The organism is Dactylosporangium sp. CA-139114 (assembly GCF_050955725.1).
In the GTDB taxonomy this organism is placed as follows: domain Bacteria; phylum Actinomycetota; class Actinomycetes; order Mycobacteriales; family Micromonosporaceae; genus Dactylosporangium.
Map to the genome: position 1 here is coordinate 4,844,640 of NZ_CP192080.1, position 19,369 is coordinate 4,864,008.

Here is a 19,369-nt window from a genome sequence, read left to right on the forward strand (position 1 = left end):
GGAATGCGCTCTGCCCGTAGCCGCCATTCTCGCCCGCGACCAGGGCGGACGGCAGGGCGGACGCCGCCGGTCATCCTCGGCGGGCGAATCGGCCCATCCGGGGTGTGGGCGTCGGCGGAGTGGAGACCGTACGCACGCGAGCCGTCGAGCGGAGGTTGGCGTGGACGACGGGATGGTCGTGGTCGGCGTCGACGGCGGGGAGCCGTCGCTGCTGGCCGCGCGCTGGGCCGCGGCGGAGGCGGTCCGGCGGGGTGTGCCGCTGCGGGTGCTGCTGACCTACCACTGGCGAGTGCCGCTGACCGCGTTCGAGCCGGCGGGTGAGTTCGCCGAGGCCGCGCAGTGGTTCGCCGACCGGTCGGTCACGCAGGTCGCGCGGCAGGTGTCCGCCGCGGAGCCCGAGGCTGACGTGCGCCCCCTGGCGTTGCCGGGACACCCGGCCGAGATGCTGCTGCAGGCCGGAGACGATGCGGGGCTGCTGGTCGTGGGGACCCGGGGCCGCCACGCCGCCACCGGGGCCGTGCTCGGCTCGGTCAGCCAGCAGGTCGCCGTCCACGCGTCGTGCCCGGTCGCGGTCGTGCGCGGGCGGGCGGACCCGGCCGGTGACGTCCTCGTCGGCGTCGACGGTTCCGGACCGTCGGGCCTCGCGCTGGTCCTGGCGTTCGGCGAGGCCCGGCAGCGCGGCTGCGGCCTGACGGCGGTGCGGGTCGTCGAGTCGCCGCTGGTGCCGCCCCCGGTCGGTGCGCCCCCGGTGCTGTACGACGCGGCCGAGGTCCAGCGGGTGCTGGCCGAGCAGGCGGTCGCGCAGGTGGCCGAGGCGGGCCGGCGCTGCCCGGACGTGCGCTGGGAGTGTCACGGTGTCCACGGCGACGCGGCCGATGTGCTCGTCGAGCGATCGCAACGGGCGCAGCTGGTGGTCGTCGGCAGCCGAGGCCACGGCGGGTTCACCGGCCTGCTGCTCGGCTCGGTCGGTCTGCGCCTGCTGCACCGGGCACACTGCCCCGTACTGATCGCTCACGCCCGGCGCGGCGCCCAGGAACCGGAGGAACCGTCGTGACCGCCGCATCCATGCCGGCCGCCGCCGTCGTCGTCGGCGTCGACGGCTCCCACGACGGCGTGCGGGCGCTGCAGTGGGCGGCCGCCGACGCGGCCCGCCGGCACCGCCCCCTGCACCTGGTCCAGGCCTGTGAGCGGCAGGACGCGGTGCCGGCCGCCGAACGGATCATCTCCCGTGCCGTGGTGGACGCGCGCGATGTCGCGGCCGATCTGCGGATCACCACCGAGATCGTCGCGGAGCGGCCGGTGCCGGCCCTGCTGAACGCGGCGCGGCACGCCTCGCTGGTGGTCGTCGGCAGCCGGGGTTTCGGTGGCTTCGCCGCGCTGCTGGTCGGTTCGACCGGCCTCCAGCTCGCCGCGCACGCCGAGTGTCCCGTGGTGGTCGTGCGCCGTCCCGGCGATGCGGACGGGCCCGAGGCCGGGCGGGTCGTCGTCGGCGTCGACGGTTCCCACGATGCCGGGCACGCCCTGGGGTTCGCCTTCGAGCAGGCCGCGTTCCGCGGCGCCGGGTTGACGGCGGTGCACGCGTACTGGTTCTCGTCCGCCGCGGAGGCGGGTGGCATCGCCGCGGTGGTGTACGACGAGGACGAGGTGCGCGAGGAGCAGCGGCGGATGGCCGCCGAGTCGCTCGCCGGTTGGCGCGAGCGGTATCCCGAAGCCGACGTGCGCCTGAACATCGTGCGGGGACCGGCCGGCGGGGTCCTCACCGATGCGTCGGGCGGAGCGGAACTGCTCGTCGTCGGCGCGCGCGGTCACGGCGGCTTTCCCGGACTGCGCCTGGGGTCGGTCAGCCAGGCGGTGCTCCACCACGCGCGGTGCCCGGTCGCGGTCGTCCGCTCGCCGCACGGCTGAGGCGAAGCCGCGACCGTCATGGTGCGCCGCGGCCGGGCGCCGGTGCCGCCGGAGGAGGACCGCCGCGCCGGCGGGCGAGGTCGGCCGCCTCCAGCTCCGCCAGCTGCAGGGTCCGGGCGGCGAGCGCGGCCTCCAGGGCCGGAATCCAGTGGCGGTCCAGTGCCCGCACCCGCCGCCGGGTGGCGGCCATCTCGGCCTCGACGGTGGCGAGGGCGGCGTCGGCGGCCGCGTGCCGCACCGCGGCGAGCGCCGCCGCGCGGTACGCGGCCTCGGCCCGTGAGAGCGCCGCGCCGCCGGGCGCCGGAAGCTGGGCGGGGCGCGGCGGGAGCACCAGCGACGGCTCCCCCGGGCAGCGCACGCCCATCACGGTCGTCCACGGCAGCGTGGCTTCGGCCGGTGGCACCTCGGCCGCCGCCTCGACCGCCTCCAGGCCGTCGAGGATCGTCGCGCGCCCGAGCCGGCCGCGGGCCGTCGCGTCGGCCGCCGCCCAGTCCCTGGCCGTCTCGGCCCGGCGCTGCCGGAGGCGGTCGTGTTCGGCGGCGAGCAGGGTGAGCTTGCGCCGCAGGACGCCGCTGCCGTGCCGGGTCACCTCGAGCCGGTGCCGCAGCCACAGCAGGCCCGACCGGCCCACCGGAGCATGGCGCAGCGCGGTCATCCGGTCACCTCGGCACCCTCCGCGGGCGCGGCGTGGGCCCCGCGGAGCGACTCGGGCAGCATGACGAGCTCGCGCTGCGGAAGAGCCCGCAGCGCCTGCCAGGCCCGGTCGAGCGTGTCGTCCAGGCTTCGCGCCTCGTCCGGCCGCTGGTCGATCAGTCGCTGCTCGACCACGTCGGCGAAGCCGAGGTAGTGGCGGTCCACGTCGCCGAGGGCGGCCGCGCCGATCAGGTCGGCCAGCTCGCGGGTCTGGCGGGCGTGCGACAGGGCGGCGAGCACCTGCGCCGCGAGCGGGAGGTGGTCGGCCCGGGTGCGGCCCGGCCCGGCCCCGTGGCGCATGAGCCGCGACAGCGACGACAGCGGGTCGACCGGCGGATACACGCCCCGCCCGTGCAGCTCGGCCGACAGCACGATCTGCCCCTCGGTGATGTACCCGGTGAGGTCCGGCACCGGATGGGTGATGTCCCCGGCGGGCATGGTCAGCACCGGCAGGATCGTCACCGAGCCGGGCCGGTGCCGGATGCGGCCGCACCGCTCGTAGATCGACGCTAGGTCGGTGTAGAGGTACCCCGGATAGGCACGCCGGGCGGGTGGCTCGCCGCGGGCGGACGACACCTCCCGCAGCGCCTCGGCGTAGCCGGTCATGTCGGTCATCACGACCAGGACGTCCCGGCCCGCGGTGAACGCGAGATCCTCGGCCACGGTCAGTGCCAGCCGCGGCGTGAGGATGCGTTCGATCACCGGATCGTCGGCGGTGTTCAGCAGCAGTACCAGTTCGCCGGCGGTAGCCCGTTCGTCCAGGGCGTCGCGGACGTAGGCGGCGTCGGTGTGGGTGAGGCCCATGCCGGCGAAGACGACGCTGAACGGCGCGCCGCCGACGTGGGACTGCGCGGCGATCTGGACGGCGAGCTCGAGGTGCGGCAGGCCCGCGACACTGAACACCGGGAGCTTCTGGCCGCGCACCAGGGTGGTCAGCGCGTCGACGGCGGACACGCCGGTGATGACCGGTTCGGCCGGGGGCTCGCGCCAGGTCGGGTTGAGCGGCGCCCCGGCGACCGCCGCGCCGCGCTCGCCGGTCACGGGCGGCCCGCCGTCGATCGGTGCGCCGCGGCCGTTGCAGGTGCGTCCCAGCCACTGGCCGCCGACCGGGATGCGCATCGGTGCCCCGGCGAACGCGACGGTGCTGCCGTGGCGGCCCATGCCCGCGGTGCCCTCGAGCACCTGGACGACCGCCGTGTCCCGGTCGACCTCGAGCACCACGCCGTGCCGCTCGTCGCCGCCGGGCAGACGGACGGTGACGACGTCGTCGTAGCCGGCTCCCGCGACGCCGCCGAGGACGACCAGCGGGCCGTGCAGCTCGCGGATGTCGCCGTACTCGACCGCCGGCCACGCGCTCATGCCGTCCTCCCGGCAGCCGCGTCGAGCCCGGCCAGGACGGCGTCGCGCGGCCCGGCGACGCCGTGCGCGTCGCCGGGCCCGGCCGTCTCGCGGGCCCGCAGCAGCGGGCCGAAGTCGACCGCCTCGATGCAGGCCGGTGCGGCGCCGGCCTCGACGAGCGCGTGGCAGCGGTCGCTCACGGTGAGGACGGCCTCGAGCAGCGCCGCCGACTTCGCCGTCGTGCAGGAGGCGTCGTTCACAACGAGGGCGTTCTGCTGCAGGACGCCGTCGCGCAGGAGCCGCCCGGTGAGCAGCGTCATCCGTTCGTGCGCCGGCAGCCCGCTCGTGCCGACGAGGTCGGCGAGCGCGGCGATGCGGTCGGCGTCGGCGAGCACGTCCAGGGCCCGCGCCCGCCGGGCGGCCCAGCCCGGATCCGCGCGACGCGCGTAGTCGGCACCGATCAGCCCGGTGTCGCGGGAGAACGACGCCGACCAGGACACCGCGGGGTAGTGGCGGGCGTAGGCAAGGTCCCGGTCGAGCGTCCACCGGCAGCGTACGAACCGCTCGGTGTTCGCGGTGACCGGCTCGGTCAGGTCGCCGCCGGGCGGGGACACCGCGCCGACGATCGTGACGGAGCCGTGGCCACCGCCGAGCGTCCGCACCGCCCCGGCCCGTTCGTAGAAGGCGGCGAGCGCCGAGGCGAGGTCGGCGGGGTAGCCCTCCTCGGCCGGCGGGGTTGCGCTGCGGGACGCGAACTCGCGCAGCGCCTCCGCCCAGCGTGAGGTGGAGTCGGCGATGACCACGACGTCGTAGCCCATGTCGCGGTAGAACTCCGCGACCGTGACGCCGGTGTAGATGCTCGCCTCGCGGGCCATCATCGGCATGTTCGACGTGTTGGCGAGCACGACGGTCCGCTCGAGCAGGCGCCCACCGGTGCGGGGGTCGTCCAGTGTGGACAGTTCCGCGACGACGTCGGCCATCTCGTTGCCGCGCTCGCCGCAGCCGACGTAGACGATCACGTCGGCGTCGCACCACTTGGCGATCTGCTGCAGCAGCAGGGTCTTGCCGGTTCCGAACCCGCCCGGAACGGCCGCCGTGCCGCCCTTGGCGATCGGGAAGAACGCGTCGACCACGCGCTGCCCGGTGAGCAGCGGCGCGTCCGCAGTGCGGCGGGCCTCGTACGGGCGCGGGGTGCGGACGGGCCACGACGCGGTCATCGTCACCGGCACCGCCCCGACCGTGGCCAGGGTGTCGCCGGGTCCGTACTCGCCGGGTGCGGCGACCCGTCCGACGCGGCCGGACACGTGCGGCGGGACGAGGACCCGGAACGCGATCGGGCCACCGGTGGCGACGGTACCGAGGACTCCGCCCGGTGCGGCCGTGTCGCCCGGCGCCACCCGCGGTGTGAAGCGCCGGGCCGGGCCGTGCGCCGGTGCGGCGGTCAGCGACCCCGCGGCGAGCCAGACCGGGGCACCGGCGAGGGGGCGCAGCAGGCCGTCGAACAGGCCGCCGAGCAGCCACGGCCCGAGGGGCGCGGCCAGTGGGCGGCCGAGCGGGACGGCGGTGTCACCCGGGCGAAGACCGCCGGTGTACTCGTACGCCTGCACGGTGACGTGCGCGCCGCGGACGGCGACCACCTCCCCGGGTGAGCGGTGCGGGCCGAGCTCGAGGACGTCGTGCATGGCGGCGTCCGCGCCGTCCACCTGCACCAGCGGCCCGCTGACGCGCGTGATCCGGGCGCCCCGCGCGGTCATCGCCACACCTGCGCGACGGCTCCGGCGGACTCGACCGCGTGCCGGGTGAGCGACGCGATGGAGCAGTCCGCGCGGCGGTCGCCCAGACGGGCCGTGAAGCCGCCGCCGGGCGCCGCTTCGACCCGGGCGTCCGGGCCGAGGGCGGCCGTGGCCCGGGCGGCGAGCGCGGGACCGAGCCGTCCGCCGTCGAGCGCCGAGCGCAGTTGCCCGGCGACGCGGCGGCACAGCTCGTCGTAGACGTCCCGCTGCGCGGCCAGCACGAGCGCGTGGGCGGCGCGGCGGGTTTGCGCCTCCTCGGCCCGGGCGAGACGGGCGGCGTCGGCGCGGCCCTTGCCGCGCGCCTCCCGCAGGATCCGTTCGCCCTCGGCGCCGGCGTCGCCCAGCAGCCGGGCGCGGGACCGTGCGGCCTCGGCGCGGACGGCGGCGGCGTCCGCGTGGGCACGGCGCAGCAGCGCGGCCCGGACCGGTTCCAGGTTCACGCGGCACCGTCCGGATCCGGCAGTACCGCGAGCAGGCGCCCGCCCGGTCCACCGGCCGCCGCCACGGCCCGAGCCGCGGACGGGGTGACGATGACGACGGTGACCCGGGCGTCGAGCTGCCGCCATGCGGTCGTCGCCGCCGTCTCGTCCTCCGCGGTGGTGACCGCGGCCCCGGCCAGGCCGTAGCCGCGGACGAGGCGGGCCTCGCCGATCGCCGCGATGCGGCCCGTCGCGTCCATGCTCACGCCCGGCCGATCAGGATGATCGCGACGATGAGCCCGTAGATCGCGATGCCCTCGGCCAGGCCGACGACCACCATGGCGCGGCCGAACAGCTCGGGGCGCTCGCTCAGCGCCGCCAGCGCCGCGGCGCCGGTGTACGCCACGGCGATCGCCGCGCCGATGGACGAGCCGGCCACCGCGATCGCCGCGCCGAGCAGCGCGGCCCAGCCGGCACTCCCCGTCGCGGCCGGGGCGGGCGCCGTGGTGCCCGCGCCGGCCGGGCCCGGGGTGAGCAGCAGGACCGCCGCGGCGGTGGCGGCCGCGAAGAGCACGGCGTTCACCACGAGCAGCGCGCGGGTCACCAGCCGGGGCCGCCGGGCGGCGGTTCGCCGCACGGCCCAGGCGACCACCGCGACGGCGGGCACGGCGACGAGCCAGAGTGCGTTCACCGCTGGACCTCCTTGGAAGCCGGAACACAGCGCCACGGGCGGTAGGGCCGGCCGGTCCCCTCGAACACCCGCGAGAACAGCTCGTAGTACTCCAGGCGCAGCGCCTGGACTCCGGCTACGACGGCTTCGAGGCCGAACGCGAGCGCGTTGCCGAGCGCGAAGACGATCACCGCGGCGACGGTCAACGCCCCGCCTCGGTGCCACAGCGCCGTGGTGCCGGCCCACACGAGCGCGCCGAGCGCCGCGTGGGTCAGCCCGAACGCGGCCAGCCGGGCGAACGACACCAGGTTCGCGCAGATCCGGATGACGAGGTCGAAGAGCTGGACGACGGTCTGGGCCACGGCGGCACCGCCGCCGCCCGCGGCGGTGTAGAGGCCGGCGGCGGCGACCACCAGCCCGGCGGCCGCGACGGCCACCGCGACGGCCACGAGCGGGATGGCGGCGGTGAAGACCCCGGCGGCGAGCAGGCCGAGGCCGGCGAAGACGGCGGCACCCGCGATGCCGGACGGCGCGTACAACGCCAGTGCGGCGGAGCCTTCCCGCCAGCGGTTCACGATGCCGGCCACGTAGGCGACGGCCAGCAGCGCCCCGCCGAGCCCGACCGCGGCGACCAGCAGCCGCACCGGCTCGTCCAACGGCCGCAGCCACAGCGCCGGCAGCAGCCCGGTGGGCCCGAAGCACTCGCCGTAGAGCACCCCGAAGACGGTGCTGGCCAGCCCCGCGCCGGCGACGAACGGCCACGCCTCGCGAAGCCGGGGGTACCGCCGGGGCGGGCGCCGGGCCAGTACGGCGGCCACCACCACCAGCACCAGGCCGTGCCCGGCGTCGCCGAACATCATGCCGAACATCACCACGTAGGCGACTCCCGCCGGCAGCGTCGGGTCGACGTCGGCGTACGGCACCGCGCCGTACGTCTCGACGATCGGCGCGAACGACCTGTTCACCCGCCCGGACCGGGCGAGCAGCGTCGGCGGCTCGGCTCCGGGCGGCAGGGGCAGCGCGGCGAGGGCCCCACCGAGCGGCGCCAGCCGGCGGCCCAGCGCCCCCCGGGCCGGCTCGGGACACCAGCCCAGATACGCGGCCGCACCGTGGCGGTGCACCGCCCCGGCCCGCATCCGGTCGAAGCCGACCGCCTCGGCATCGCCGGCGCCGGAGCCGCCGCCGGGGTCGACCGGCTCCAGCTCGACCACGCCGGCGGCCCCGACCTCGGCCAGGACCGCGTCGAGCGCGTCGTCGGGGGCCACCAGCGCGACACGCGTCATCCGCACCGGCCGCAGCCGCTGCCGCCACGACGCCGGCCCGGGCGCTGTCATGGTGCGCCCCGGTCCCGGCCGGTGCCGCACACCTCGTCCAGCGCGGCGGAGACGATCGGCGGCACGGCGGCGTCCAGGCGTATCCCGGCCCGGGCCCGCAGCGCCTCGGCCGCGCGTCGCGCGTCGGCCATGACCGTCTCGGTGGCCCGGGCGGTGTCGGCGCGCGCCGCGGCGAACGCCTCGGCGCGCGCCTGCTGTGACCGAGCCCGCGCGGCCGCGACGATCCGTTGCGCCGCGAGGCCGGCCCGCCGCTGCCGCCGCGCCGCCTCCGCCTGCGCCGCCGCCCGGATCGCGGCGGCCTCCGCGTCGGCGGCGGCGAGCACGGCGAAGACCGGGCGCAATTCCTCCTCGGCCCGGGCCGCCCGGTCGGCGGGCACCGCGACCCGCCCGGCCGCGCCCGGGGGACCGGCCGGCCGGAACCGTCGCAGCAGCTGCCGCAGCGTCGTCACGGCCGGTACCTACCCCCGCCGGACGGCCGGCACCGGCTCACCGCGGCGCATTCTGGGGGTATGCGATCCGGTGCCGCCCACGTCGCCGGCGCCGTGCGGGCGCGTGCCCTCGCCCGGCGTTGCGTGGGTCCGGCCGCGGCACGGGTGCTGGCCGGGAGCCCGGGGCTCGACGCGGCGATCGGCCTGCTGGAGACGGGCCCGTACGGCCGCGAGGTCCGCCCGGGCCAGGACGCTCCGGCGGTGCAGGAGGCGGTGGCCCGCACGGTGCTGTGGCACGTGCGGATCCTCGCGGGATGGCTGCCGCGGGACGGTGCCGAGCAGGTGGGGGCGCTGGCCGGCTGGTTCGAGATCCGCAACGTCGAGCGGATGCTGCGGCACGGACGCGGGCATGACGGCCCGGCGCCGTTCCGGCTGGGGTCGTTGGCGGTCGTCCGGCCGCCGCTGTCCGCCACGTTCACAGTGGAGCAGGTGCGGGCGGCGCTGGCGTCCTCCGCGTGGGGTGACCCGGGGGCCGCGACGGCCCGCGCGATCGGGCAGGGCATGCGGGCCGCCTGGGCGGTGCGCGCCGCGGCGGTTCCCGGGGCCGAGCCCTGGGCCGCGGGCGGCCTCGCGCTGATGGTGGCGCGGGAGCAGTGGCTCATCGGCCGGCCGCTCACCGAGGCGGCCCGCGCCCGCGCCGCCGGTCTGCTCGGGCGGCGTGCACTCGAGGCCGCGTCGTTCGCCGGCTTCGTCGCGGCCCTTCCGGCAACGGCCGCGTGGGCCCTCGATGGCATCGCCGAGCCGGACGCGCTCTGGCGGGCGGAGGCGGCCTGGTGGGCGCGGGTGGGCCGGGACGCCCACACGCTGCTGCGCTCCTCGGGCTTCGACGGGCGCCCCGCCATCGGCGCGGCCGCCGCGCTCGCGGTCGACGGCTGGCGGGTCAGGGCCGCCGTGGCCGCCGCGGCGGACAGCACCGGGGCGGGGGCGTACGACGCGGTGCTCGACGCCGGCCTGCGACCGTGACGGGGTGAGAAGTCCCGGACTTTCGTGTGCGGGCCCGTGCGCGGGGACGAGACTTGCACTCGTGCAGACGGTCGCAACGCGGGTGGCGCACCGTATCGAGATCCACGGGACGGTCCAGGGCGTCGGGTTCCGGCCGTTCCTCTACCGGCTGGCCTGCGGGCTGGGCCTGGACGGCTGGGTCCGCAACGACGGCGGCGTCGTGGTGGTCGAGGCCGCCGGCCCCGCCGAGGCGGTGCACGCCCTCGTCACCCGGCTGCGGGCCGAGGCCCCCGTCCAGGCCCGCATCGCCGACGTGCGGGTGCGCGAGCTGCAAGGCCGCCCGCCCGCGCCCGGCACCGGCTTCCGGGTCGGACGGTCGAACCGCCCGCCCGCGCCCGGCGCCGTCGGCGGCCGGATACCGCCCGACGTCGGCACCTGCGACCGGTGCCGGGCCGAGTTGTTCGATCCCGGCGAACGGCGGCACCGCTATGCGTTCGTCACCTGCACCGACTGCGGCCCGCGGGCGACGATCGTCGACGCCCTGCCGTACGACCGGGCCCGCACGAGCATGCGGGACTTCCGCATGTGCGCCGACTGCGCGCGGGAGTACGCCGATCCGGCCGACCGGCGCTTCCACGCCGAACCGATCGCCTGCCCGGCTTGCGGCCCGCGGCTGGCATGGCACGGCCCTGACGGCGCTGACGGCGCCGTCGCCCCGGGCGAGGATGCGCTCGCCGCGGCGGAGCGCCTCATCGGCCGTGGCGGAGTCGTCGCGCTCAAGGGGCTCGGCGGCTACCAGCTCGTCTGCGACGCGACCGACGGGGCCGCCGTCGCCCGGCTGCGCGAGCGCAAGCATCGCCCGGCCAAACCGTTCGCCGTCATGGTGGACAGCGTGGCGGCGGCGCGGCGGCTGGCCCGGGTCGGCGAGGTGGAGGCGGCGCTGCTCTGCTCGCCCGCTCGCCCGGTGGTGCTGCTGGCCCCGCGAACGGACGGCCCCGTGGCGCACGCGGTGGCGCCCGGCGTGCCGAGGCTCGGGCTGTTCCTGCCCACCACGCCGCTGCACCACCTGCTGCTCGCCGATCTGGGCCGCCCGCTGGTGGTCACCAGCGGCAACGTCTCCGACGAGCCGATCGTGACCGGCGACGCCGAGGCCCGGCAGCGCCTCGCCGGGATCGCCGACGGGTTCCTGGGCCACGACCGGGCGATCCGGTCCCGCTACGACGACTCGGTGGCCCGCGTCGCGGCCGGGCGGGTGTCGCTCCTCCGGCGCGCCCGCGGCTACGCGCCCGAGCCGATCGCCCTGCCCGTGCCCGCGCCGCGGCCGCTGCTGGCCGTCGGCGCCCAGCTCAAGCACACGTTCACGCTGGCCGACGGCGGCACCGCGGTCGTCGGCCCGCACACCGGCGACCTGGAGCGGCAGGCCGCGATGGAGGCGTTCACGGCGAACCTCGCGCGGCTGTCCCGGGTCGCGGGCGTCACGCCGGAGGCCGTCGCGCACGACCCGCACCCGGGGTACCTGTCGACGCGGTACGCCACAGCGCTGCCGGTCGGGCGCCGGATCGCGGTACAGCATCATCACGCCCACGTCGCGTCGTGCGCGGCGGAGCACGGTGTGACCGGCCGGTTCGTCGGCGTGGCCTACGACGGGCTGGGCCTCGGCGACGACGGCACGCTGTGGGGCGGCGAGGTGTTCGTCGCCGACCTCGCCTCGTACCGGCGGGTGGCGCGCTTCGCCCGGGCCCCGTTGCCCGGCGGCGAGGCCGCGGTGCGGCGCCCGGCCCGCATGGCCCTGGGCTACCTGTTCGGCGGCGAGCTGCCCGACGAGCGGGTGCCGCGCGCCGCCGGCCCGTTCCTGCGCCGGTTGCCCGATCGTGAGGTCGCCACCGTGCGCCGGATGGTCGCGCGCGGCGTGAACTGCCCGGTCGCCTCGAGCGCGGGGCGGCTCTTCGACGCGGTCGCGGCGCTCCTCGGTGTCTGTGACGACGCGACCTACGAGGGCGAGGCGGCCGTCATGCTCGAGGCGCTCGCCACCGCCGGCCCGGCCGCGCCCGAACTGCCGTGGCGGCTGACGAGACGGGGGGAGCTGGTGGTGTACGACCCCGCGCCGACCCTGCTGGCGCTGCTGGAGGCGGCGCGGGACGGCGTCGGTGCGGGGCCGCTCGCCGCCGGGTTCCACGCCACGGTCGCCGCGGTGACCGTCGCCCTGTGCGCCGACGTCGCGGCGCGCTACGGGCTGCGGACCGTCTGCCTGTCCGGCGGGGTCATGCAGAACCAGATCCTGCTGGAGGCCGTCGTCGGGGGACTGTCCGGTGCCGGGCTGGAGCCGCTGGTCAACGAGCTGGTGCCCGGCAACGACGGCGGGATCAGCTACGGCCAGGCGGCCGTCGCCGCCGCCCGGATGCGCGGGGAGTGAGCCGGATGTGCCTGGGCATCCCGGGCCGGATCGTGTCGGCCGACGACGCGAGCGGCCTGCTGATGGGCACGGTCGACTTCGGCGGCGTCGCGCGTGAGGTCTGCCTCGCCTACGTGCCCGAGGCGCGGGCCGGCGACTACGTGATCGTGCACGTCGGGTTCGCCATCAGCCTCGTGGACGAGGCCGAGGCGCGGCGGACGCTGGAGATCCTGGGGACGATGGGCGACGTCCTGGAACGGGAGCTCGCCGGCGGCCCCGGGGCGGCGCCATGAGGTACGTCGACGAGTACCGCGACCCGGCCCTCGCCCGGCGCCTGTTCGCCGAGATCGGCGCGGCGGTCACACGGCCGTGGACGCTGATGGAGGTGTGCGGCGGCCAGACCCACACCATCGTGCGGCAGGGCATCGACGAACTCCTGCCGGCCGGGCTGCGGATGATCCACGGGCCGGGGTGCCCCGTCTGCGTGACGCCGCTGGAGCTCATCGACAAGGCGCTGGCGATCGCCGGGCGCGACGAGGTCGTCTTCACCTCCTACGGCGACATGCTGCGCGTGCCGGGCAGCGAGACCGACCTGCTGTCGCTGCGCGCCCGCGGCGCCGACGTCCGCGTGGTCTACTCGCCACTCGACGCGGTCCGGGTCGCCGCCGAGCGCCCCGACCGTGAGGTGGTGTTCTTCGCCGTCGGCTTCGAGACCACCGCCCCGGCCAACGCCATGGCCGTGCTGCGGGCCCACCAGCTCGGGCTGGCCAACTTCAGCATGCTGGTCAGCCACGTGCTGGTGCCGCCCGCGATGACGGCGATCCTCGACGCGCCGCAGTGTGAGGTGCGGGCGTTCCTCGCCGCCGGGCACGTCTGCGCGGTGATGGGGTGGACGCAGTACGAGCCGATCGCGGCCCGCTACCGGGTGCCGATCGTGGTGACCGGGTTCGAGCCGCTCGACCTCCTCGAGGGCATCCTCATGGCCGTCCGGCAGCTCGAGGGCGGTCGCGCGGCGGTGGAGAACCAGTATGCCCGCGCCGTGCGCCGCTCGGGCAACACCGAGGCCCAGGACGCGATCCGCCGCGTGTTCCGCATCGGCGACCGCGCCTGGCGCGGCATCGGCACCATCCCCGGCAGCGGCCTCCTGCTCGCGGACGAGTTCGCCGGATACGACGCCGAGCCGCGCTTCGCCGTGACCGGCCGGAGCGCTCGGGAGCACCCCGCCTGCATCGCCGGCGAGATCCTGCGGGGCACGCGCGTGCCGACCGACTGCGCCGCCTACGGCAGCCTCTGCACCCCGCGCACGCCGCTCGGCGCGCCGATGGTGTCCGCCGAGGGGACGTGCGCCGCCTTCCACAACGCGGGCCGGGTGCGCGCGGCGGCCGGCGCGGGGCCGAGATGACCGCCACCGACCCGGCCCGCGGCACCTGCCCGGTGCCGCTCGCCGAGACCGAGCAGGTGCTGCTCGGGCACGGCAGCGGCGGCCAGCTGTCCGCGGAGCTGCTGCGAGACGTCGTGATCCCGGCACTCGGCGCCGCCGCCGCCGAGACCGTGCCGCAGGACGCCGCCGTGGTGGCGCTCGACGGCCTCGACCTCGTCGTGAGCACCGACGCGTTCGTCGTCAGCCCGCTGTTCTTCCCCGGCGGCGACATCGGCGCGCTGGCGGTGCACGGCACCGTCAACGACGTGGCGATGATGGGCGCCGCGCCGCTGGCGCTCGCGGTGGCGTACGTCATCGAGGAGGGCTTCCCGCTCGCCGATCTCCGGCGGGTCACCGCCTCGGTCGGCACCGCCGCGGCGGGCGCCGGGGTGCCGGTCGTCACCGGCGACACGAAGGTGGTCGGGCGCGGTGCGGCCGACGGCCTGTTCGTGACCACGACCGGGCTCGGCCGCCGGCTGCCCGGCGCCGCGGTGTCGGCCGCGTTCGCCCGGCCCGGGGACGCCGTGCTGCTGTCCGGGCCGATCGGCGCGCACGGCACGACCATCCTGAGCACGCGCGAGGCGCTCGGCTTCGAGGCCGAGATCGCCTCCGACACCCGGCCGCTGCACCGGCTCGTCGCGGCGATGGTGGCCGAGGCGGGGCGGGCGATCCACGTCATGCGTGATCCGACCCGGGGCGGCGTGGCTTCGGCTCTGCACGAGATCGCCGCCGCGGCGGGTGCCGGGGTCGAGATCGACGAGGCCGCGGTCACGGTGCCGGCGCCGGTGGCGTCGGCGTGCGAGCTGCTCGGCCTGGATCCGTTGCACGTGGCCAACGAGGGCTGCCTGGTGGCGGTGGTGGCGCCGGAGGCGGCCGAGGCTCTGCTGGCCACGATGCGGGGCAGGCCGGAGGGGCGGGACGCGGTCCGGCTCGGGTCGGTGGTGGGGGAGCACCCCGGACGGGTGGTCATGCGCACGCTCATGGGCGGCCGCCGGGTCGTCGACATGCTCGTCGGCGAGCAGCTGCCACGGATCTGCTGACATCGGGATGGAACGGCCTGGACGGGGTAGTGACGGCGGCACGCTCAGCTGTGGAGGCGCGCGATGACCCCGGTGGTGTTGTCCCGGCTCGACGACCTCTTCACCGCCCTGCGGCAGGACGGCCGCAGCGTCATCGGCCCGACGGTGCGCGGGCACGCGATCGTGCTCACCGAGATCGGCGGTGCGGCGGATCTGCCGTACGGCCGGCGGACCGAGGTCGAGGCCGGCATCTACCGGCTGCGGCCCGGCGACGAGCGGCTCGCGTTCACGCACACGTCCGGCCCGCAGTCGTGGAAGCAGGTGCTCCATCCGCCCCGGCAGCAGCTGAGCTCGGCCGACCGGTCCGCCGGCGGCTTCACGGTCACCGACGAACCCGCGCCACCGCGGCGGCTGGCGCTGTTCGGCGTCCGCCCCTGCGACCTGCGCGCGATCGGCGTGCTCGGCGACGTCCTGGGCGACGGCGAACGCTACGCCGCGCGCCGCGCCGAGATGCTCATCGTCGCGGTCAACTGCACCGAGCCGGGCGGCGCCTGCTTCTGCGTGTCGGCGGGCGGCGGACCCGGCGCCGACACCGGCTACGACATCGTGCTGACCGAACGCCCCGACGGGACGTACCTGGCGGACAGCGGGACGGCCGACGGCGAGGCGGTGCTCGCCCGGGCTCCGGCGACGCCGGCATCCGCCGACGACATCGGGTCCGCGCAGCGGGCGGTGGAGTCCGCCGCGACGCGGATGGGCCGGACCCTGCCCGAGACCGACCTGCGCACGCTGCTGGCCGGTCACCGCGCGGACCCGCAGTGGGACGACGTGGCGTCACGGTGCCTGACCTGCGGCAACTGCACGATGGTCTGCCCGACCTGCTTCTGCACCTCGGTCACCGACACCACGGACCTGACCGGTGAGCACGCCGAGCGCTGGGAGTCCTGGGAGTCCTGCTTCGACCTGGACTTCAGCTATCTGCACGGCGGGCCGGTGCGCGAGTCGAACGCCGGACGCTACCGCCACTGGCTCACCCACAAGTTCGGCACCTGGCACGACCAGTTCGGCGAGTCGGGATGCGTGGGCTGCGGCCGCTGCATCGCCTGGTGCCCGGTGGGCATCGACGTCACCGCCGAACTGCACGCCCTCAACGCGCATCCACCCGACGGGGACCCGCCATGATCACCACGTACGACCTGCTCGTCGCGCATCCGTTCCTCGCCGGGCTGCCGCCGGGCCACGTCGAGCGCCTGTCGCGCTGGGCGTGCCCCGCGCCGTTCCGCGCCGGCACCCGGATCTTCGAGGAGAACGGCCGCGCGAAGCGGTTCTGGCTCATCCGCGAGGGCTGCGTCCACCTCGACATCCGGGTGCCCGGCCGGGGCGACGTCGTCATCGAGACGATCGGCCCCGGCACCGTGCTCGGGTGGTCGTGGATGTTCCCGCCGTACCGCTGGCACTTCGGCGCGGTCGCCGTCGACCGGGTGCTCAGCATCGCGGTCGACGGCGCCGGTGTCCGCGCGCTGTGCGACGCCGACCCCGACCTCGGCTACGAGCTGACGAAGCGGTTCATGGCCGTCGTCGTGGAGCGCATGCAGGCGACCCGGATCCGGCTGCTCGACCTGTACAAGGCACCGGCATGAGCACGATGACCGCCGCCCGCTACCGGGTGACCGATCGCCGGCGCGAGACCGGCGACACGGTCACCCTCGCGCTCGAGCCGGTCGACGCGCCGCTGCCGGTCTTCCGGCCCGGTCAGTTCGCCATGCTGTACGCCTTCGGGGTGGGCGAGGTGCCGATCTCCGTCTCCGGCTACGGCGGCGCCGGCCCGCTGCACACGATCCGGGCGGTCGGGGCCACCAGCGGTGCCCTGTGCCGGGCCGAGCCGGGCGCGATGCTCGGCGTGCGCGGCCCGTTCGGCCGCGGCTGGGAGCTGCCCGCGCCGGCTGGTGCCGACCTGGTCGTCGTCGCCGGCGGGCTCGGGCTGGCCCCGCTGCGCCCGGTCGTCCTGCACGCGATGGCCGATCGGGCCCGCTACCGGCGGGTGGTGGTGCTGATCGGCGCGCGGACCCCGGACGACCTGCTGTACCCCGGCGAGTACCGGGACTGGCGCGCCGCCGGGCTCGACGTGCACACGACGGTGGACCGGGCCACCGCGGAGTGGGGCGGCCACGTCGGCGTGGTGACGGAGCTGTACGGCCGCCTCGAGCACCGGCCGGCGGAGACGCTCGCCTGCGTGTGCGGGCCCGAGATCATGATGCGGTTCGCCGCGCGGGGCCTGGTCGGTCTGGGCGTGCCCGCCGGCCGGGTGTGGCTGTCGCTGGAGCGCAACATGCACTGCGGGCTCGGGCACTGCGGGCACTGCCAGCTCGGCCCGCTGCTGCTGTGCCGGGACGGCCCCGTGGTCGGCTACGAGCAGGCCGGCCCGCTGCTGACGGTCAAGGAGCTGTGATGACGGCGCCGAGCCGGCCGACGCTCGCGGTGTGGAAGTTCGCCTCCTGCGACGGCTGCCAGCTCACCCTGCTCGACTGCGAGGACGAGCTGCTGCCGCTGAGCGAGCACGTCGACATCGCGCACTTCCTGGAGGCCTCCAGTGCGGTCGTGGAGGGCCCGTACGACGTCTCGCTCGTCGAGGGCTCCGTCACCACGCAGGACGACGTCGAACGGATCCACCGCATCCGGGAGCAGTCCGGGATGCTGATCACGATCGGCGCGTGCGCCAACGCCGGCGGCGTCCAGGCGCTGCGCAACTTCGCCGACGTCCAGGAGTTCCGCTCGGTCGTCTACGCCAGGCCGCAGTACGTGGCGACGCTGGCCGAGTCGACGCCGATCGAGGCCCACGTGCGGGTGGACCTGGAGCTGCCGGGGTGCCCGATCGACCGGCACAGCGTCTGCCAGGAGTGCAAGCTGCGCGGGACGACCTGCGTGACGGTGGCGCAGGGCATCCCGTGTCTGGGGCCGGTCACCCGGGCCGGCTGCGGCGCGCTGTGCCCCGCGTACGGTCGCGGCTGCTACGGCTGCTTCGGCCCGATGGCGGGGCCCAACACCCCCGCCATGGTCGCCTCGCTGCGCGGCCTCGGCATGTCCCCGGCCGACGTGGCCCGCGTCTTTCGCACCTTCCACACCGCCAAGCCCGAGTTCCGGGCCGCCGCCGAGCAGGGGGAGCGCGGATGAGCCACCGCAACGACCGTTCGCTGCGCGTCGGCGCGCTCGCCCGGGTCGAGGGCGAAGGAGCGATGCACGTGCGGGTCGACGGGGCGACGGTGACCGACGTGCGGCTGCGGATCTACGAACCGCCCCGCTTCTTCGAGGCGTTCCTGCGCGGCCGGGGCCACCTCGAACCACCCGACATCACGGCCCGCATCTGCGGCATCTGCCCGGTGGCATACCAGACGAGCGCCTGCCTGGCGATCGAGGACGCGTGCGGCGTGCGGGTGAGCGAGCCGGTCGCCGAGCTGCGCCGGCTGCTCTACTGCGGCGAGTGGGTCGCCAGCCATGCGCTGCACGTGTACCTGCTGCACGCGCCCGACTTCCTCGGGTACCCCGGCGTCGTGGAGATGGCGCGGGACCATCGTGGCGCCGTCGAGCGCGGGCTGGCGCTCAAGAAGGCCGGCAACGCCATCCTCGAGCTCATCGGCGGCCGCGCCATCCATCCGATCAACGTCCGCGTCGGCGGCTTCTACCACGCCCCGGCACCGGGCGACCTGCGCGCGCTCGCCCGGGACACGCTGCGCCCGGCCCTCGAACACGCCCTCGCCACCGTCGAGTGGGTCGCCGGCTTCCCGTTCCCGGACTTCACCGTCGGCCACGAGCTGCTCGCGCTGACCGACCCGGACCGGTACCCGATCGACCGCGGGGAGCCGCGAACGTCGGCCGGCCGGTCGTTCCCGGTGCGCGACTTCGAGCACCACATCGTCGAGACGCAGGCGGAGCACTCGACCGCCCTGCACGCGGCGCTGGCCGGCGCGGGGAAGTACCTCACCGGCCCCCTCGCCCGGTATGCGCTCAACCACGCCGTGCTGTCGGCGACGGCCCGCCAGGCCGCGGACGCGGCGGGTCTCGGCCCGCGCTGCGACAACCCGTTCCGCAGCATCGTCGTCCGCGCGGTCGAGATGGTCTACGCCCTCGACGAGGCACTGCGCATCATCGAGGCGTACGAGCCTCCGGCACCGCCGCACCTGGAGGTGCCGCCACGTGCCGGGATCGGGTTCGGCGCCACCGAGGCGCCGCGCGGGGCCCTGTTCCACCGCTACGAGCTCGACGGCGCCGGCACGATCCGCAGCGCCCGGATCGTGCCGCCCACGGCGCAGAACCAGCCGAGCATCGAGGACGACCTGCGCCGGTACGTGCAGGAGCGGCTGGACCTCGACGACGAACGACTCACCGCCGAGTGCGAGCAGGCGATCCGCAACTACGACCCGTGCATCTCCTGCGCCACCCACTTCCTCGACCTCACCGTGCAGCGCGCATGAACCCGCCCGTCGTCGTGATCGGTGTCGGCAACCCGTTCCGCCGCGACGACGGCGCCGGCCCGGCGGTCGTCGACCGGCTCCGCCGCGCCGGCCTGCCCGGGGTCGCCCTGGCCGAGAGCGACGGCGAGCCCGGCGCGCTCATCACGCTGTGGGAACAACGCCGGCTCGCCGTCGTCGTCGACACGGTCCACACGCACGACGCCCCGGCCGGCCACGTCCACCGCCGGCTCCTGGCCCGCCGCCCGGGCGGCCCCGGGGGCAGCACCAGCTCCCACGCCATGGACCTCGGCGACGCCGTCGCCCTGGCCCGCGAGCTCGGCCGGGTCCCCGACCGCATGCTGCTGCTCGGGATCGAGGCGGCGGACACCGGCTACGGCATCGGCCTGACCCCGGCCGTGGCCACCGCCGTCGACCGCGTGGTCGAGCACGTCGTCGCCGCGGTCCGCGACCTGCCGTGAGCCCGCGAGGGCGCGCCCGCCCCCGGCCC

21 protein-coding genes are annotated in these 19,369 nt (G+C 76.6%); 13 read left to right on the plus strand and 8 right to left on the minus strand.

The window, feature by feature from the left end; genetic code table 11:
• Positions 1-160 precede the first annotated feature (160 nt).
• Together ACQP2P_RS21950 and ACQP2P_RS21955 are read left to right on the plus strand one after the other, a co-directional pair.
• Entirely contained in the window at positions 161-1,054 is an 894-nt protein-coding gene (locus tag ACQP2P_RS21950) for a universal stress protein (RefSeq protein WP_433618697.1), read from the plus strand.
• On the plus strand, positions 1,051-1,905 hold the full coding sequence (locus ACQP2P_RS21955; RefSeq protein ID WP_433618699.1) for a universal stress protein: 855 nt from the start codon (positions 1,051-1,053) through the stop codon (positions 1,903-1,905). Before ACQP2P_RS21950 ends, ACQP2P_RS21955 begins: the two co-directional genes overlap by 4 nt.
• Positions 1,906-1,921: 16 nt before the next feature.
• On the opposite strand, the gene ACQP2P_RS21960 is transcribed toward ACQP2P_RS21955, so the two are convergent.
• Genes ACQP2P_RS21960 through ACQP2P_RS21995 form a run of 8 tightly spaced genes read right to left on the minus strand, consistent with a single transcriptional unit; the run spans position 1,922 to position 8,601 of the window.
• The gene (locus tag ACQP2P_RS21960; protein ID WP_433618701.1) at positions 1,922-2,560 is read right to left on the minus strand and encodes a V-type ATP synthase subunit D; all 639 of its coding nucleotides are present in this window, start codon (positions 2,558-2,560) and stop codon (positions 1,922-1,924) included.
• Positions 2,557-3,957 carry a V-type ATP synthase subunit B gene (locus tag ACQP2P_RS21965; RefSeq protein ID WP_433618703.1) on the minus strand — a complete coding sequence of 467 codons (1,401 nt, stop codon included), beginning with the start codon at positions 3,955-3,957 and terminating at the stop codon, positions 2,557-2,559. The genes ACQP2P_RS21960 and ACQP2P_RS21965 overlap by 4 nt, the downstream gene beginning before the upstream one ends.
• Positions 3,954-5,690: a V-type ATP synthase subunit A gene (locus ACQP2P_RS21970; RefSeq protein ID WP_433618705.1), complete on the minus strand. Its 1,737-nt coding sequence runs from the start codon at positions 5,688-5,690 to the stop codon at positions 3,954-3,956. Before ACQP2P_RS21970 ends, ACQP2P_RS21965 begins: the two co-directional genes overlap by 4 nt.
• Positions 5,687-6,169: a hypothetical protein gene (locus tag ACQP2P_RS21975; protein ID WP_433618706.1), complete on the minus strand. Its 483-nt coding sequence runs from the start codon at positions 6,167-6,169 to the stop codon at positions 5,687-5,689. The genes ACQP2P_RS21970 and ACQP2P_RS21975 overlap by 4 nt, the downstream gene beginning before the upstream one ends.
• Positions 6,166-6,414, minus strand: a complete 249-nt coding sequence (locus ACQP2P_RS21980; RefSeq protein ID WP_433618708.1) for a hypothetical protein — start codon at positions 6,412-6,414, stop codon at positions 6,166-6,168. The genes ACQP2P_RS21975 and ACQP2P_RS21980 overlap by 4 nt, the downstream gene beginning before the upstream one ends.
• Positions 6,411-6,839: an ATP synthase subunit C gene (locus tag ACQP2P_RS21985; RefSeq protein ID WP_433618709.1), complete on the minus strand. Its 429-nt coding sequence runs from the start codon at positions 6,837-6,839 to the stop codon at positions 6,411-6,413. Before ACQP2P_RS21985 ends, ACQP2P_RS21980 begins: the two co-directional genes overlap by 4 nt.
• Entirely contained in the window at positions 6,836-8,152 is a 1,317-nt protein-coding gene (locus ACQP2P_RS21990) for a V-type ATPase 116kDa subunit family protein (RefSeq protein ID WP_433618711.1), read from the minus strand. The genes ACQP2P_RS21985 and ACQP2P_RS21990 overlap by 4 nt, the downstream gene beginning before the upstream one ends.
• Positions 8,149-8,601 (minus strand): hypothetical protein, encoded by a 453-nt coding sequence (locus tag ACQP2P_RS21995; protein ID WP_433618713.1) that lies wholly within the window; start codon positions 8,599-8,601, stop codon positions 8,149-8,151. The genes ACQP2P_RS21990 and ACQP2P_RS21995 overlap by 4 nt, the downstream gene beginning before the upstream one ends.
• Positions 8,602-8,661: 60 nt before the next feature.
• On the opposite strand from ACQP2P_RS21995, the gene ACQP2P_RS22000 reads away from it, so the two are divergent.
• The 11 genes from ACQP2P_RS22000 (at position 8,662) to ACQP2P_RS22050 (ending at position 19,340) form a co-directional block, all read left to right on the plus strand.
• On the plus strand, positions 8,662-9,603 hold the full coding sequence (locus ACQP2P_RS22000; protein ID WP_433618715.1) for a hypothetical protein: 942 nt from the start codon (positions 8,662-8,664) through the stop codon (positions 9,601-9,603).
• A gap of 61 nt (positions 9,604-9,664) precedes the next feature.
• On the plus strand, positions 9,665-11,995 hold the full coding sequence (gene hypF, locus ACQP2P_RS22005) for a carbamoyltransferase HypF (RefSeq protein WP_433618717.1): 2,331 nt from the start codon (positions 9,665-9,667) through the stop codon (positions 11,993-11,995).
• Between the two features lie 5 nt (positions 11,996-12,000).
• Complete coding sequence (locus ACQP2P_RS22010; protein ID WP_433618719.1) at positions 12,001-12,267, plus strand: HypC/HybG/HupF family hydrogenase formation chaperone; 267 nt, start codon at positions 12,001-12,003, stop codon at positions 12,265-12,267.
• Entirely contained in the window at positions 12,264-13,376 is a 1,113-nt protein-coding gene (hypD, locus tag ACQP2P_RS22015; protein ID WP_433618721.1) for a hydrogenase formation protein HypD, read from the plus strand. Before ACQP2P_RS22010 ends, hypD begins: the two co-directional genes overlap by 4 nt.
• The gene (gene hypE / locus ACQP2P_RS22020; RefSeq protein ID WP_433618723.1) at positions 13,373-14,434 is read left to right on the plus strand and encodes a hydrogenase expression/formation protein HypE; all 1,062 of its coding nucleotides are present in this window, start codon (positions 13,373-13,375) and stop codon (positions 14,432-14,434) included. The genes hypD and hypE overlap by 4 nt, the downstream gene beginning before the upstream one ends.
• Positions 14,435-14,497: 63 nt before the next feature.
• Positions 14,498-15,595 carry a 4Fe-4S dicluster domain-containing protein gene (locus tag ACQP2P_RS22025; protein ID WP_433618725.1) on the plus strand — a complete coding sequence of 366 codons (1,098 nt, stop codon included), beginning with the start codon at positions 14,498-14,500 and terminating at the stop codon, positions 15,593-15,595.
• Positions 15,592-16,053: a cyclic nucleotide-binding domain-containing protein gene (locus tag ACQP2P_RS22030; protein ID WP_433618727.1), complete on the plus strand. Its 462-nt coding sequence runs from the start codon at positions 15,592-15,594 to the stop codon at positions 16,051-16,053. The genes ACQP2P_RS22025 and ACQP2P_RS22030 overlap by 4 nt, the downstream gene beginning before the upstream one ends.
• The gene (locus ACQP2P_RS22035) at positions 16,050-16,862 is read left to right on the plus strand and encodes an FAD/NAD(P)-binding protein (protein ID WP_433618729.1); all 813 of its coding nucleotides are present in this window, start codon (positions 16,050-16,052) and stop codon (positions 16,860-16,862) included. The genes ACQP2P_RS22030 and ACQP2P_RS22035 overlap by 4 nt, the downstream gene beginning before the upstream one ends.
• Positions 16,862-17,584, plus strand: coding sequence for an oxidoreductase (locus ACQP2P_RS22040; protein ID WP_433618731.1), 723 nt, complete (start codon positions 16,862-16,864; stop codon positions 17,582-17,584). Before ACQP2P_RS22035 ends, ACQP2P_RS22040 begins: the two co-directional genes overlap by 1 nt.
• A complete protein-coding gene (locus tag ACQP2P_RS22045) occupies positions 17,581-18,882 on the plus strand; it encodes a Ni/Fe hydrogenase subunit alpha (protein ID WP_433618733.1) in 1,302 nt (433 codons plus the stop codon). The genes ACQP2P_RS22040 and ACQP2P_RS22045 overlap by 4 nt, the downstream gene beginning before the upstream one ends.
• Positions 18,879-19,340, plus strand: coding sequence for a hydrogenase maturation protease (locus ACQP2P_RS22050; protein WP_433618735.1), 462 nt, complete (start codon positions 18,879-18,881; stop codon positions 19,338-19,340). The genes ACQP2P_RS22045 and ACQP2P_RS22050 overlap by 4 nt, the downstream gene beginning before the upstream one ends.
• The last annotated feature ends 29 nt before the right edge of the window (positions 19,341-19,369 follow it).